Source organism: Desulforhabdus sp. TSK, from assembly GCF_022836495.1.
In the GTDB taxonomy this organism is placed as follows: domain Bacteria; phylum Desulfobacterota; class Syntrophobacteria; order Syntrophobacterales; family Syntrophobacteraceae; genus Desulforhabdus.
The window spans coordinates 44,357-59,083 of sequence record NZ_BQXM01000009.1; the positions used below are offsets into that span (position 1 = coordinate 44,357).

Genomic DNA, 14,727 nt, shown 5'->3' on the forward strand with positions numbered 1-14,727 from the left:
CTCCCCGGTTCCTTTGCCATTGCATGGGCAAGGCCTTCTCGGCCCCAGATGAGGGCCGGTTGGTATTTGTCCGCCCAGGCATCTCCTATTCGAACACTGGAAGTCGACCCGAGACATCAAGACGCATGACCCCATCATTGAGGGGGGCGGTATGAATTCCGTCCCCCCTCAACAATGTCAAACCCCGGTTTTCTCCAGTTTCACACCTGCCTCGCCTTGTTGAAAATCCCAGCAATTTTGACAATGCTGATCCCTAACGGCTAACCCCTGACCACTTAAATGAATTTGTCTTTGACAGAAGAGCTATTTTTATTTACACGTAGGAATGTGCGGATTTTCACAGTGCGACGAATGCATGCATCCCCCCGTCTGACGCGGCCGAAGCTTCGTGCGGACGCAGGAGACGGGGAGGTGAGGATCGTTCCGCACTCAAATGCTCAAGACAACAGGTACTCATTCCACCTGTTCACCCAACACTCACAATTACATCAGGAACTGCGTAGAGGACGCCCGCAAGCCGAGGTTCTACCCTGTTCCCAAGCGGGAGAAAGAAAATATCATGGCCAATGTGGTTGTTATCGGGACCCAGTGGGGAGACGAAGGTAAAGGCAAGATCGTGGATCTGCTGACGGAAAGAGCTGCCTGCGTCGTGCGGTTTCAAGGTGGGAACAATGCAGGGCACACTCTTGTCGTGGGAGGGAAAAAATTCATCTTCCACCTGATTCCTTCGGGGATTTTACACTCCGGTAAGATGTGCATGATCGGCAACGGAGTCGTGCTGGATCCCGACGTACTCCTCCAGGAAATGGATCGCCTGAACAGCATGGGAATCCCTGTAACGCCCAAGAACCTCATGATCAGCCACCACACTCATGTGATCATGCCCTATCACCGTGCGTTGGATCTGGCCCGGGAAAACAGGAAGGGCAATACCAAGATCGGCACTACGGGACGGGGAATCGGCCCCTGCTATGAAGATAAAGTTTGCCGGACAGGCATCCGCATCCATGACCTTTTCGATGCCCGGACACTCGCGGAAAAGCTCGAGCGGAGTCTGGAAGAAAAGAATTTCATGCTCCAGAATTTTTTTGGCGAAAAGCCCCTCGACCCTGTGGCCATCAAGGAAGAATACCTTGCCTACGGCGAAAGGCTTGCCCCCTTTGCCGGCGATGTTTCCAGGTATATCGAAAAGGTCGGTGCAGAGGGAAACAACATTCTTTTCGAAGGTGCCCAGGGAACTCACCTGGATATCGATCACGGCACCTACCCCTTTGTCACCTCGTCCAACACGGTGGCGGGCAATGCCTGCTGCGGGGCCGGGATCGGTCCGTCTCGCATCGACAAGGTTCTGGGGATCGTCAAAGCCTACACGACACGCGTGGGGGGAGGTCCCTTCCCCACGGAGCTGCTGGACGAAACCGGTGAGCGTATTCAAACGGTGGGGGGTGAATTTGGAGCTACCACGGGTCGGCCCCGCCGCTGCGGATGGCTCGACATGGTCGTCCTGCGCACCTCCATCAGGCTGAACGGTCTAGCCGGCCTGGCCATCACCAAACTGGATGTCCTGACGGGAATCCCCACCCTCAAAATCGCCGTGGCGTACCAGTGCGGAAAGGACCAGATGACGGCGGTTCCTCCAGAGCTCAAGGCTCTGGAAGCCTGCGAACCGATTTACCAGGAATTCCCCGGCTGGGAGGAGGACCTCAGGGGAATCCGCAGGTTCGATGACCTTCCGGAAAACACGCGGCGCTACCTGCAGGCTGTCGAGGCTATGGCCGGAGTTCCTCTCAGCATCGTGTCAGTCGGCCCGGGCCGTGATGAAACCATTCTCCTGCGGCATCCCTACGAGCATTGACAGCCACTGGGATAGCTCTACCGGCCCCATGCTCTCGCCGGACGCCCTTTCCAAAGGAAATGGCGTCCGGCGGCTGACCGGTCTCAGAGCCCACAGGCCCTCGATTTTCCCACCCCTTTTCAATTCCTTGTTTGTTTCCGTTTTATTTCCATTGCAACTCTCTGCCATTCATCGTAATTTTAATCAGTTAATGCACTGAAGCCCAGACAATCACAAGGACAGCGGACGCAGATGATATTTGACGAGCGATGGAAATCCTATTATCAAGAGCGGCTCGGTGGAGCGGAGGAGGTGCTTCGATCCGTCCTCCAGGATGGAAACCGAATATTCATAGGAACTGGATGCGCAGAGCCCCAGCACTTGGTGCGCACTTTCATTTCGATCCTTCCCCAATACCAGGACCTGGAGATTGTTCAGAATCTCTCCATGGGACGCCTCCCTGAAGACTGGAGCGAGCTCCACAAGCATGGCCGCCTCAGAACCTTTTTCGTGGGTCCGCAGGTCCGCACGGCCGTGAATCTCGGCTTTTCCGATTACATCCCCATGTATTTTTCATCCATTCCGGGTCTCTTTCGGGAGGAAGGCTCCTGGGGATTGGACGTCTGCCTGCTGCAGGTTTCACCGCCCGACAAGCACGGGTTTTGTTCTCTGGGTATCGGCGTGGATTTCGGCAAAGCGGCCATCGAAATGGGAAAGACTCTGGTGGCCCAGGTGAATCCCCTCATGCCGCGCGCTTTCGGGGACACTTTTGTCCACGTCAGTCAGCTGCACCATTTTGTCGAGCACGAGGAGCCGCTGATCGAGTTCACAACACGGGAACGGAGCGCTGTGGCCGAGCGGATCGCCAAATACGTCTCCAGCCTGGTGGAGGATGGTTCGACGCTTCAGATAGGCTTTGGGCGGATCGCCGGGTCGGTCCTGAGATATCTCGATCACAAACAAGATCTGGGAATTCATACGGAAGCCCTCACGGATGCCCATCTCTACCTCGTGCGCAAAGGGGCCGTCACCGGGCGCAAAAAGAACGTGCACCAGGGAAAGATCATTGCCAGCTGCTGTGTGGGAAGCAAGGAGCTGTTCGATTTCGTCCACAACAACCCGGAGGTGGAGCTTTACCCCATCGATTATGTCAATGACCGGCGGCTCATCAGCCAAAACGACCAGATGGTGTCCATCAATTCCGCCCTGGAGATCGATCTCACGGGTCAGGTTTGCGCCGATTCCATCGGCCACAGGGTGTACAGTGGCATTGGCGGGCACGTGGATTTCATGCACGGAGCCTCCCGTTCACGGAAGGGAAAGTCCATCATTGTGCTGCCCTCCACAAGCTCCGACGGACGCAGGAGCCGTATCGTCAGCCATCTGACCGATGGAGCGGGAGTCGTCAGTTCGCGCAGCACGGTGAGCTACGTTGTCACGGAATTCGGGATTGCCTATCTGCACGGAAAGACCATCAGAGAACGCGCACTGGCCCTCATCAATGTCGCCCATCCCAAGTTCAGGGAACGCCTGCTGACTGAATCCAAGAACCTGCGCTACGTCTACCAGGATCAGATCCTTCCTCCCATTTACGAGCCCCTGTATCCGGGTCAGTGGGAAACACACCAGGTATTTGCCGGGGGGGTTCCCGTCTTTTTCCGCCCCATCAAGCCCACCGACGAGCGCCCGCTGCAGGAGTTCTTTTATTCCCTGCCGGACCTGGATATTTACTACCGCTTCCTGTCGGCCATGAAGGTTTTCCCTCACCGCAACACGCAGAGCATGGTGAATATCGACTACGAGCACGAAATGGCCATTGTGGGGGTCACGGGAGAGATCGGCAACGAGACGATCATCGCCCTGGGCCGGTACATCCTGGATCAAAAGACCAACATGGCCGAAGTGGATTTCGCCGTACGCGCCGCATATCAGAGAAAAGGCATCGGCTCGTTTTTGCTGCGTTCTTTATGCGAAGTGGCCAAGAGCAAGGGGATCAGCGGACTGACGGCCTATGTGCTGGCTGCCAACCGAAAGATGCTCGCCGTCTTCAACAAAGTGGGTTATGTCATTCACACCAGTTTGGAAGAAGGCATTTATGAAATAGAATTCCACTTCGATGAACCTGCCGACGTCTGAATGATGGATTATCCATGACCGTATATTCAAAACGAAAGATACCTCCTGCCGAGCTCGCCTTCGATATCGACGGCGTCGTGGCCGACACCATGGTCATGTTTGTGGATCTCGCCCGGAAGCGCTATGGTCTTGAAGACTTCACCAAAGACCATATTGATTGCTACGACCTGCATCAGTGCGTGAACCTGGATTCGGAAGTCCTGAACGAGCTCATTTGCATGACTCTGGACGATGAGCACACACTGCGGACGCCTCCCGTACCCGGTGCCCCGCAGGTCCTGAGCCGGTTGGCTCAGCACGGTCCGCTGCGGTTTGTAACGGCGCGCATTTGGCCGGAATCCATCACGCAATGGCTCCACCTGACCCTTGAGGATGTCCCCAAAGAGCAGATCCAGGTCATTGCCACAGGCGATCCGGGAAAGAAGCTGCAGATTTTGAAAGAGATGAATATCAGGTTTTTTGTGGAAGACCGCCTGGAAACCTGCAGACAGCTGGCACGCGAGGACATTCAGCCACTCCTCTTCGATCAACCCTGGAATCGAAAAACCCTGGCAGAGGAATTCCCACGGGTGCAAAGCTGGTCGCAGCTCTCGGAATGGGTCTTGCCTTCGAGTGCTGCATTACGATAAAGTAATCAACATTATAAACGCGTTGGACAGTCCGGATCCTTCTGCCCTGTTCCCAATTCCACAGAAGTGATTATGCATTCAAACGAATCAATTCCCATACAGATAAAAGCGAATCGCGACGGCTTCATCCTGGTGCCCGAGGCGAAAGCTTCTTTTGATTCCATCATGACCTACATGCAGCAGCGACTGGAGGAATCGCATGATTTCTTCCACAACGCTGAGATGGTTCTCGATTTGAGGGAAAAGCCCCTGCGCACGGATGAGATCCTGGCGCTCAATCACCTGCTGGAAGAAAAATCCCAGGTAAAGCTCTCCCAGGTGAAACTGGCAGACTCGCTGGACTTCCTCTTGGATCGCCCGCAGCCACGGCCCGCCCCCACCGTGCGGCAGGATGCTCCGGGAAACAAAGAGCCGTCTCCCCTGGTCATCCGGACCACATGCCGCTCGGGGGCTCGTGTCGTTTCACCGTCGGACTGCGTGGTGCTGGGAGATGTCAATCCGGGTGCGGAGATCATCGCCGTGGGAGACATTGTCGTTTTTGGCAGCCTGAGAGGGCTGGCCCACGCCGGCGCGACCGGCAATCGCTCTGCCCGCATCTGGGCCATCAGCATTGCTCCACACCAAATACGCATCGCGGACCTGGTGGCTGTCCCCCCCCAGGGCAATCAACCCATTCCCAAACGATATGAGATTGCTGAAATTCAAGGGGACTCCATTGAAGTCATTACGGTGTGATGCACATGAAAAACTCTAAACTCAAACAGGGACGGAACCAACATGGCCGGTAAAGTCATCGTAGTAACCTCTGGCAAGGGCGGCGTTGGCAAAACGACCACCGTAGCCAACATTGGGACGACGCTCGCCAAGAAAAAGTACAATGTTGTTCTGGTGGATGGAGATATAGGGCTGCGCAACCTGGATGTGGTCATGGGGGTGGAAAACCGCATCGTCTATAACCTGGTCGACATCATCGAGGGAAAATGCCGTAAAGAACAGGCCATGATCCGTGACCGCAAGCTCAACAACCTCTTTATCATCCCTTCAGCACAAACCCGCGACAAGGATTCGGTCCAGCCCGAACAGATGAAGCAGCTTTGCGAGGAACTGGCGAAGGAGTTTGACTTTGTCCTCATCGATTGCCCTGCGGGCATCGAGCAGGGATTTCGGAACGCCATTGCCGGCGCCGCGGCAGCTGTAGTCGTAACCACACCCGAAGTCTCCGCCATTCGAGATGCGGATCGGGTCATCGGCCTTCTGGAGGCTAGCCTCCTGAAAGAGATCCACCTCATTGTCAACCGTTTGAATCAGCGGATGGTGAAAAAGGGAGACATGATGTCCACGGAAGATATCGTCTCCCTCCTCGCGGTCCCCCTCCTGGGTGTGGTTCCCGAGAGCGAAGAAGTCGTCATCTCCACCAATCGTGGGGTTCCCCTGGTCCATGAGCGCGGCAGCAAGGCCGGCCAGGCCTTCCAGTTGATCGCGGCTCGTTTGCAGGGAGAGAACATCCCCGTGGATATGGGCAACAACGGCAGCTTCCTGGGCCGCATGAAACGGTTGATTTGGAACAGCTGAAGAGGAGGTATATCCCATGCTGAAGGCAATACGCCGATTTTTTGGTGAAAAAGCCAGCGGGCAGGTGGCCAGAAAACGCATGCAGGTCGTGTTGATGCACGATCGGCTCGATCTCACCCCTGACGTCATGGAGTCCCTGAAAAACGATATCCTGGCAGTGCTCTCCAGGTATATGGAAATCGATGACCAGACGATCCGCGTGGACCTGGAGCAGGGCAAGGAGTACACGGCCCTTGTTTCCAATGTCATCATCAAGCGCGTGTACCGCGCAGGGGTGAATTTGCCTGAGATCCCTCTACCGAGGTAAAAGCGAGATAATAAGGATGGCACTGAAAGTCCTGCTTGCGGCAACCCTCAGAAAGTACATCCCCAGCTACGACAGCGGGACAGGACATTCCCTGGAGGTTCCGCCCGGAACCACCGTCCGGATGGTTGCCGAGCGGTTGGAAATCCCCCTGGATGAGGTCAGGATCATCATGGTGGACGGTATTGGATCTTCATGGGATACAGCTCTGAAAGGAGATGAGCGCGTCGCCTTCTTTCCCCCCGTGGGTGGAGGATGACCCGACAGCAGTTCATGCCTCCGCGTTCAGCGTTCAGGCATCACTCCGCGTCGCTCAGGAATTGCAGGACCCTGGAGACAGCGGCCACATCGAGATCGCCCCATTGTTGTCCTACCCCCAGGCGAAAAACCTGCAGCAGAGCAAGGGCTGCAGGCACAGGCGCCCCATTCGCATAGGCCGTGTCCACAACAAACTTGATATCCTTCGTCATGTGCTTCAGAGGAAAGTTTGCCGGGAACTCGTTGGTTTTCAGCATGTCCGCCTTCATCTTGAAAATGGGGCAGCTTAGAGGACCGTTGAGCACCACCTCCAGCATGGCATCCATGGAAAGGCCCCCATGCTTTCCAAAATTGAGGGCTTCTGCCAGGCCTTCCAACATGGCCCCCAGCAAAAGATTGTTCATCATCTTCATCATGGATCCCTGCCCTGCTTCGCCGCAGTAGATCACGCTCTTCCCCATGGCTTCGAACAGAGGGGACAGGGCGGCAATTTCCGCCTCCGGACCGCCGGCAAGGATCAAAAGGGTCCCGTCCTCGGCCGGTTTTTTGGATCCGGAAACCGGAGCGTCAATGAAAACGACGCCCGAGGCTGCGAGCCTCTCCCCCAACTCTCGCGTGAACATGGGCGAAACGGAGCTCATGTTGATGAAGGTTTTGCCGGCCTTCAGGCTCTCGGCCGCGCCATCCGGTCCCCACAATAAATGCTCGAGCGCTTCCGGCCCCGTGACCATGGCGATGATCACGTCGGAAGCTTCCCCAAGAGCCCGGGGGGATGCCGCACTGGTCACTCCAAATTTCTTCAATTCCAAGTCTCTCCCAGGGGTCCGGTTATATACGGTGAGCGGAAAACCGGCCCTGGCAATGTTGGCAGCCATGGCCACGCCCATGATCCCCAAACCCATGAAGCCTATTCTTTGTTTCATTGCACGCACCCTCCTTCAATCATCCGTTCCCGCACCTCGATGATGCAATGGTGTGCATCTGCCCTTGGCAAGGTTCATTTCCCTGCGGGTAATGCCGGAGCTCCATCCCATCCACTCAAGTTGGGACCATCGCCCTCCTGAGATTACCACACAAACCCGCTTGATCCACAAGTGGAAAAATGTTTTATTCTGCCCAGTACAGGCATGGAACCGCCCTCCTGCGGCTGCCATCCACAACCGGGCAGGACCATTCAACATCATCCTCGAGGCACGGATATTTCGCATGGAAGAAAAAGTCAGGACCCTCAGCAAGCTGTTCGCCAATCATTTCACGGCTCAACTGGATACGGTGCGCCTGCGCACGGGGAAAATCACGGAGCGTCTCAAAATCGATCATCCTGAAGCTGCAGCCGTTCTCCCTTTTCTCGATACGGAGAACATCCTCATGGTGCGCCAATGGCGCTACGCTATCGCCAGAGAAACCCTTGAAATCCCGGCGGGAAAGGCAGACCCCGGAGAAGACCTGCTGACTTGCGCCAGGCGCGAATTGCTGGAGGAAACGGGCTATCATGCCCGGCACATCATTCCCATATTCAGCTACCATCCCGCCATCGGATACTCCAACGAGGTGATCCAAATCTATGCCGCCGCAGGGTTGACACGCGTTTCCGAAACACAGGATGTGGATGAAATATCCAGGCTGGAGATCGTCCCTCTCGCTCAGCTTCAGGATCTCATTCGGACAGGGGTCATCAGTGACGGGAAGACCGTCATCGGGGTTTCACTCTTCCGTGCAAGGCAGGCCCACGGTGAGATCCCGGCGGACTTCTTCGCCTAGCGGTTCCGTGCGTCATGAAAGTTCCAATTACTCGAAATGGTTATCGACGCCTCCTCGATGAGCTGGTGCGCCTTCGAAGGGTGGAACGTCCCGCAGTGTTGGAAGAACTGCAGGAGGCCAGGGCTTTTGGAGTGAAAACCGACAACCAGCAATACCAGCTCGCAAGGGAACGCCATGTCGTTCTTTTAAGAAAAATCGAGGAATTGGAAAAGAAAGTCGAGTCGTGTGAAATTTTTGTGGGACGGAAGTTCCACAAGCGGCAGGTGGCTTTTGGAACCGTTGCGGTCATACGGAATATGGACACGGGGCACACGGACCAGTATCAACTGGTGGGGCCCTATGAATCCGACATCCGCGCGGGCAGGCTTTCCATCGAATCCCCTGTGGGGAAATGCCTCATGGGGTGCATCGAGGGAGACGAGGTGACCGTCCAGACGCCTGCTGGAATCCGCATTTACCTGGTGCTGGCCATCCAGGCATAATGCCCTGTGGCTCCTGATGCCTCCACAGGGCTTTCTCACTTCCCGGATGGACACAGCTCCCAGGCCAATCAATGGAAAGATCCGGCCCTCAAAAGCAAGCCGGTACTCACCTGCGGCTATGATTCGAACACATCGGCAACCCACGACATCGCTGCCATGGCCGTCGGAAAACCGAGGGTCGTCATGAGAAGAAACAGGACGTGGCGGATTTCATCAGGGGTTGCCCCCGCGGCGATCGCTCTTTTGGCATGGCTGTGCACAGACCCTTCGGACCGAATGCCGGCTGCAGCGGCCAACTGGATCAACTGAGCCGTTTTTTCATCCAGGGGACCCTCCTCCTGCAGCACTTCCCTCAAATTCTGAAACGCCTCGCTCACCTTGGGATGTTTCGACATTACGGCAACATAGTGCTTCGGCAACTGGGTATCGCTTTTCAATGTTGGTCCTCCTTTTCGGCCAGTTGAACAAGAAGTTCAGGACAAATCCAGGAGCCACCCTCCCGGGGAAAGATGGGCGGGACCCCTGCAACGCACCGCGTCTTGAGCCGTGGAGATGGGGATGGCGGAGGCTCCAAAAGCTTGTCATCCCCACCCCCGGAAATGTTTGGGCTTACTTTCCTTTTAGCATGTTACGAGGTGAAGTAAAGGCCCATCCAACTCCGCAGCTGCATCATACCGTGCCGGCAGCTGTCAACGCCTTGTGAGCTTCATCCTTGCTTTCATAAATATGCGGAGCGACGCCCCGCTTCTGGAGCTCGTCACCGAGCTTCATCTTGAGGAAGGTACTGGTCGTATAGCGGGTGACGCTCTCATAGAAGGAGGCCGCATACTTCACCATTTCCACGTACTCGTCCACCAGGTGGGGCGAGACGTTGAAGTTGTCGTAGTTGGCAATGGTGTGCACTTTCTTGCCGATAGGCTCGAGGATCGAGCCCACCAATTTCTTCATCTGTTGAACTTCTTCACTGGTTTTCATGTAATAATTTTCGAGATTGATGAAGAAAATGTTGTCTTCGGGTCGATAAACGAAGCGATCCTCCATGGGAATGTTCAGGAGGTCGTCCTTGATGCCCATGGGGGGGAGCAGGAATATTCTGGGATCCATAAGCTTCGGCGGCTTGCGGATGATGGGCTTGAAATCCATGAGTGCCAGGACCTGGGTTTCCAAGTCTATTCCCGGAGCGATTTCAATGAGCTCCAGACCTTCCTCGCACAAGCGAAAGACACAGCGCTCGGTGATGTACAGCACCGGCTGCTTGATCATGGTCGCATACTTACCGCTGAAGGTTTTTTGCTCGACTTTCAGAACGAACTTTTTTTGCCTGCCCTCATGCCTGATGAGGAGATTGCCGTCCCGCACCGTCAGATCGAGCCCGCCTGCGGTGAATGTTCCAAGGAAGCAAACCTTTTTGGCGTTCTGAGTGATGTCGATGAATCCGCCCGGGCCTGTGAAGCGCGGGCCGAATTTACTCACATTGACATTCCCTTCCGCATCCGTCTCCGCCATCCCCAGAAACGCGATGTCCAGTCCGCCACCGTCGTAGAAGTCAAACTGACCGTTCTCAGTGATGAGTGCATCGACATTGATGCCGGCCCCGAAGTCCAGTCCGCCCATGGGAAGCCCTCCAATGAGTCCTGCTTCCGTCGTGAGGGTGGCGTATTCCAGGATTCTTTCCTCATTGGCCACGCGTGAGACCCCTTCGGGCATGCCAATGCCCAGATTCACGACACTGTTCGGCTTTAGCTCGAACGCAGCACGCCTGACAACGATTTTGCGACAGCTCATTTCCAGGGGCGGAATCGCCTGCATGGGCACTTTCAGCTCACAACTGAATGCAGGACTGTATTGCTCACCGAAGGTTTGCCAATGGCTCTCGGGCTTGGCCACGACCACACAGTCGACCAGGATTCCGGGGATAATGACCTCTCGCGCCTTGAGCGTTCCGGCGCGGGCCAACCTTTCCACCTGCACGATGACAATTCCGCCGGAGTTTCGAGTAGCCTGCGCCATGGCTAGAGCATCAAGGACAGCGCATTCCTTTTCCATGGTGATGTTTCCATCCGGGTCCGCTGTCGTTCCCCGGAGAAAGGCCACATGGATGGGAAACGCCTTGTAGAAGAGATATTCCTTTCCTTCGACTGTCATCACGGTGACGATGTCTGATCCCCTGGCTTTGGTGAGGTCATTGAGCTTGCCGCCTTCCTCCCGGGGATCGATGAACGTACCGAGGCCCACATGGGTCAAGTTCCCCGGTTTGTGGGCGGCGATGTCTCTGAAAAGTTGAGTCAAAGGCCCCATGGGGATGTTGTAAGCAAAGATCTTGTTGTCGTTGATCAATTTTCCAAACCCTGGAGTCAGTCCAGTGTGTCCCGCAATGATTTTTCCCACGAGGCCTTCAATGGCAATGTGGTTCAGTCCCTTGCTTTTCCCATCCCCCTGACCTGCAGGATAGGTAAATGTCAGATTTCTAGGTTTTCCGGTCTTCAAGAATCGCTCTTTAAGGGCGATGGCGAGCTCCTCCGCAAACCCCACCCCCACAAAACCAGCCGTCACGATGGTATCGTTATCGCGGATCAGTTCAATGGCCTCTTCAGCGGTGACAATCTTTCCCTTTTTCATCTTCATGGCCGTCATGGGGTCCAGCATGGGATGTCTTACTTCCTCTACCGGGATAGCCTCTGTCATCTCTCAATTCCTCTCTCTTTACTGGTGATTGTTTTCACAACTCTCCAAACCAAAAAGACATTTCATGCTTTGCTCAGGCGAAGGACATTCGCCGTCGGATTCATGGCGACCTGGCACTCTGCTTTCGAATGAAGGGTCCGAGAGGCGACGTGCATCGAGACAAAACTGCCCACCCGGCTCAGCCGGCCTTTTTCGTGGGCAGCAGACTATGTAAGGGAACTTGAGAATAAGCGCGCCTGGGGGCAGCTATCATGAAGGGCAAAGCAACACCAAGATAAAAATCCGCAAAAAACCAAAGGCGTCATTAGAAAAAGGGGTTAGACCATATCGGCTAACCCCTTGAGTTTTCTGGTGGCGAGGCTCAGAATCGAACTGAGGACACGAGGATTTTCAGTCCACTGCTCTACCGACTGAGCTACCTCGCCAAAAGATGAGTGCTTTCTACCGAAATAATGGTTCCGTGTCAATGCTTTTTTTTGTTGCTATCCACAAACACCTTGGAGAACGCACCCGCAGGCGGCCCAGGGGAAATTTCAGTCTCTCAACGATAAGCTTTTCAAATGCTTACACCGAATCAGGAATCACTTAAATCATTTCTTCTTGGTGCTTTCGCTCATCAGGCCCAGGACGAAATCATTGATGTCTTCGATACTGGGAATGTTATCCTTCGCAGTCCTGTTGTCCTGTCCACCGGCAGATTCCCCTCGTGGAGCACCATCGGCCTGCTCTTCGGTCTCCAGGGTGAAAACCAGATCATCGTCTTCGAGGATCAATTCCAACAGGTCTTCGTCACCGATCTCCATGCTTTTCTTTTGTACAGCCGGTCTTTCCAGGCTGATTTCCCTCAAGTCTCCAGGATCCAGTGCTTTTTCAAAGCTCAATGCCTTTTCACTTTCTTCAGCCGCATCTTCCAGTTCGAGCTTGAGATCCATGTCCAGATTCATTTCCGGGGGATCTTCCAGGTTGACTTCGCTCAAAACCGGCTCCGAAGCTTCATTCGCCAGACTGATGGACACCTCCGATTCCGGCTCTTCATCCAGCGTGATCTCGGAAACCTCCGCTTCAACGGGATCCGAAGGAGATGGGGAAACGGAAGATGACGCTCCGAGGAGATCTTCAGGTGCCCGCGAGGCCTCTTCCGCTCCTCTGACCTCGGAAGCCTCGGAAAAGCTCAGCTCATCCCCGAGCTCGATCTCCGTCGCGCCGGAATCTGCAGACCCGCCCAAGAGGTCGTTTCCGAGGGGCTCCTCGTGCTCGCCCTGAGTGGGGTCGTATCCTTTGAGGAGGGGTCCCAGGAGAAAGGGAACATTGGGGCGGACCGGGCAGAGTCCCAGACTGTCACGTACCACCGTCAGGTCGCTCCCGCATTTCCTGCACTCCGCCAAGTAATCGAAACTGATGAAACCACACTTATTGCATTTCATGAATCTGTCCTTCCCCCCAATCCTTGACCGAAATCCCCCCACAAGAGCTGCACACAGGAGACAATGGCCAGAGCGGCCGTTTCCAGACGCAAAATCCTGGGGCCAAGATGCACGCTGCGAAGAGCATAGTGCTTGAATAAATTGACCTCCTCGACGGTCCACCCGCCTTCGGGTCCCACGACCACCAGCACCTGCTCACAGGAAGGAACCGCATGCTTGAGAGAGACGAGGCTCTCCTCAGCGGCCGTTTCCAGGGCCACCAGCTTCAATCCACAAGGACCGAGCGTTTCCCGTTCTGAAACCTCCCTGAGAAAATCTTCGGTTTCCTGAAACACGACAATTTCGGGCAGCCGCGCACGCCCGCATTGGCAGAGAGCCTCCCGTGCGATCTTTTCCCAGCGTTCACGCTTCCTATCGATTTTGTCACCCTTCAGACCGTACTGGCTTCGGCGCGCTCTAAAAAAGGCAATGCGCTGCACGCCCAGCTCTGTAGCATGGCGGATGACCTCCTCCATTTTCTCTGAACGGGAAAAGGCCAGCGCGAGGGTGATGGACAGGGAGGATTCATTGGTCAAGACCTGCCGTTCCAGAAGTCTGACCTGGATGGCCCCGTCCTTCATGCTCTCGATGACCCCCTTCCAGCCGTGTCCCTCACCGTCACGGATTTCAATGGAGTCTCCGGGCTTGGACCTGAGAACACTATCGAGATGACGGGCCGCTTCACGAGGCAGCGCGATGAGCTCATTTTCAGCCAGGCCATCTTTTCCAAAAAAACATTTGCGGGGCATCCTTCGGAAAACCTCACCCTCAATATGCCGTTATACTTTTCGATAGATAGCTTGATTACCCGGTTATGAAAAATACCCCCAATACCATCGGAAGAAGCCTTCACCAAAAAATAAATAGCAGACGGCACCGAGGGACAGAAACGGGCCAAAGGGGACCATGGTGCTCATCCCCTTTCCCGACCGCCACATGGCAATGAATCCCACAAGAGATCCCGTGAGGGAGGAGACGAAAATTGTAAAAACCACTCCCGGCCATCCCAGAAAGGCCCCGATCATCCCCAGGAGCTTGATGTCCCCGACTCCCAGCCCCTCCTGATGCCTCAAGTACCGGTATCCCACGGCAATGAGACAGAACAGCCCGCCCCCCAGGAAAATACCCAGGAGGGAGTCAGACCATGCAATGCGGATGCTGAATAAGGAAAAACCGAAGCCCAGCACGATGCCGGGCAGAGACAAAATATCGGGAATCAAAAAGGTATCGAGGTCGATAAACGCGATGATGAGCAAGAGGGACGTGAAAAAAAAATCCATCAGAAATTGAAGGCTCATCCCATGCATGTGGAAGAGCAGAGCAGCCAGAAGCCCCGCCAGAAATTCCACGAGGGGATAGCGGGCGGAAATCACGGCTTGGCAGTGCCTGCACCTGCCCCTCAGCAGCAGGTAGCTCAGAAGAGGTATGTTGTCGAAAAACGCTATGGGATGCCTGCACCCGGGACATCGAGACCCCGGCCAGACAATGGACTCCCTGGCGGGCAGCCGGCTGATGACAACATTGTAGAAACTCCCCAAAACACATCCGAATACAAAAACGACCGTCAACTGCACACTGTAGGGAATGAGAAACGCCATCAAGA

General features: G+C 55.2%; 15 protein-coding genes and 1 tRNA gene. 9 read left to right on the forward strand and 7 right to left on the reverse strand.

Features of this window, described 5'->3' with window-relative positions; all coding sequences use genetic code 11:
• Positions 1-559: 559 nt before the first annotated feature.
• From MWC30_RS07200 to MWC30_RS07230, 7 genes are all read left to right on the forward strand, one after another.
• Entirely contained in the window at positions 560-1,855 is a 1,296-nt protein-coding gene (locus tag MWC30_RS07200) for an adenylosuccinate synthase (protein ID WP_368860815.1), read from the forward strand.
• Positions 1,856-2,086: 231 nt separating this feature from the next.
• A complete protein-coding gene (locus tag MWC30_RS07205; RefSeq protein ID WP_244083486.1) occupies positions 2,087-3,970 on the forward strand; it encodes a bifunctional acetyl-CoA hydrolase/transferase family protein/GNAT family N-acetyltransferase in 1,884 nt (627 codons plus the stop codon).
• A 14-nt stretch (positions 3,971-3,984) separates the two neighbouring features.
• Entirely contained in the window at positions 3,985-4,599 is a 615-nt protein-coding gene (locus MWC30_RS07210) for a hypothetical protein (RefSeq protein WP_244083487.1), read from the forward strand.
• A 72-nt stretch (positions 4,600-4,671) separates the two neighbouring features.
• Positions 4,672-5,334, forward strand: coding sequence for a septum site-determining protein MinC (gene minC, locus MWC30_RS07215; RefSeq protein WP_244083488.1), 663 nt, complete (start codon positions 4,672-4,674; stop codon positions 5,332-5,334).
• A 42-nt stretch (positions 5,335-5,376) separates the two neighbouring features.
• Positions 5,377-6,171: a septum site-determining protein MinD gene (gene minD / locus MWC30_RS07220; protein WP_244083489.1), complete on the forward strand. Its 795-nt coding sequence runs from the start codon at positions 5,377-5,379 to the stop codon at positions 6,169-6,171.
• Between the two features lie 16 nt (positions 6,172-6,187).
• The gene (gene minE / locus MWC30_RS07225) at positions 6,188-6,478 is read left to right on the forward strand and encodes a cell division topological specificity factor MinE (protein WP_244083490.1); all 291 of its coding nucleotides are present in this window, start codon (positions 6,188-6,190) and stop codon (positions 6,476-6,478) included.
• 16 nt (positions 6,479-6,494) lie between these two features.
• Positions 6,495-6,734, forward strand: coding sequence for a MoaD/ThiS family protein (locus MWC30_RS07230; protein WP_244083491.1), 240 nt, complete (start codon positions 6,495-6,497; stop codon positions 6,732-6,734).
• Positions 6,735-6,774: 40 nt separating this feature from the next.
• Here MWC30_RS07230 and MWC30_RS07235 read toward each other — a convergent pair whose 3' ends face one another.
• On the reverse strand, positions 6,775-7,656 hold the full coding sequence (locus MWC30_RS07235; protein ID WP_244083492.1) for an NAD(P)-dependent oxidoreductase: 882 nt from the start codon (positions 7,654-7,656) through the stop codon (positions 6,775-6,777).
• 283 nt (positions 7,657-7,939) lie between these two features.
• On the opposite strand from MWC30_RS07235, the gene MWC30_RS07240 reads away from it, so the two are divergent.
• A complete protein-coding gene (locus MWC30_RS07240; RefSeq protein WP_244083493.1) occupies positions 7,940-8,494 on the forward strand; it encodes an NUDIX domain-containing protein in 555 nt (184 codons plus the stop codon).
• A gap of 14 nt (positions 8,495-8,508) precedes the next feature.
• A complete protein-coding gene (locus tag MWC30_RS07245) occupies positions 8,509-8,976 on the forward strand; it encodes a transcription elongation factor GreA (protein ID WP_244083494.1) in 468 nt (155 codons plus the stop codon).
• A 116-nt stretch (positions 8,977-9,092) separates the two neighbouring features.
• On the opposite strand, the gene MWC30_RS07250 is transcribed toward MWC30_RS07245, so the two are convergent.
• From MWC30_RS07250 to MWC30_RS07275, 6 genes are all read right to left on the reverse strand, one after another.
• Positions 9,093-9,413, reverse strand: a complete 321-nt coding sequence (locus MWC30_RS07250) for a carboxymuconolactone decarboxylase family protein (protein ID WP_244083495.1) — start codon at positions 9,411-9,413, stop codon at positions 9,093-9,095.
• A gap of 232 nt (positions 9,414-9,645) precedes the next feature.
• Positions 9,646-11,661, reverse strand: coding sequence for an acyl CoA:acetate/3-ketoacid CoA transferase (locus tag MWC30_RS07255; RefSeq protein WP_244083496.1), 2,016 nt, complete (start codon positions 11,659-11,661; stop codon positions 9,646-9,648).
• 349 nt (positions 11,662-12,010) lie between these two features.
• A tRNA-Phe gene (locus MWC30_RS07260) sits at positions 12,011-12,086 on the reverse strand.
• 165 nt (positions 12,087-12,251) lie between these two features.
• Entirely contained in the window at positions 12,252-13,085 is an 834-nt protein-coding gene (locus MWC30_RS07265) for a hypothetical protein (RefSeq protein WP_244083497.1), read from the reverse strand.
• Positions 13,082-13,873: a 16S rRNA (uracil(1498)-N(3))-methyltransferase gene (locus MWC30_RS07270; RefSeq protein ID WP_244083498.1), complete on the reverse strand. Its 792-nt coding sequence runs from the start codon at positions 13,871-13,873 to the stop codon at positions 13,082-13,084. The genes MWC30_RS07265 and MWC30_RS07270 overlap by 4 nt, the downstream gene beginning before the upstream one ends.
• 63 nt (positions 13,874-13,936) lie before the next feature.
• A complete protein-coding gene (locus MWC30_RS07275) occupies positions 13,937-14,722 on the reverse strand; it encodes an A24 family peptidase (RefSeq protein ID WP_244083499.1) in 786 nt (261 codons plus the stop codon).
• Positions 14,723-14,727: the final 5 nt, after the last annotated feature.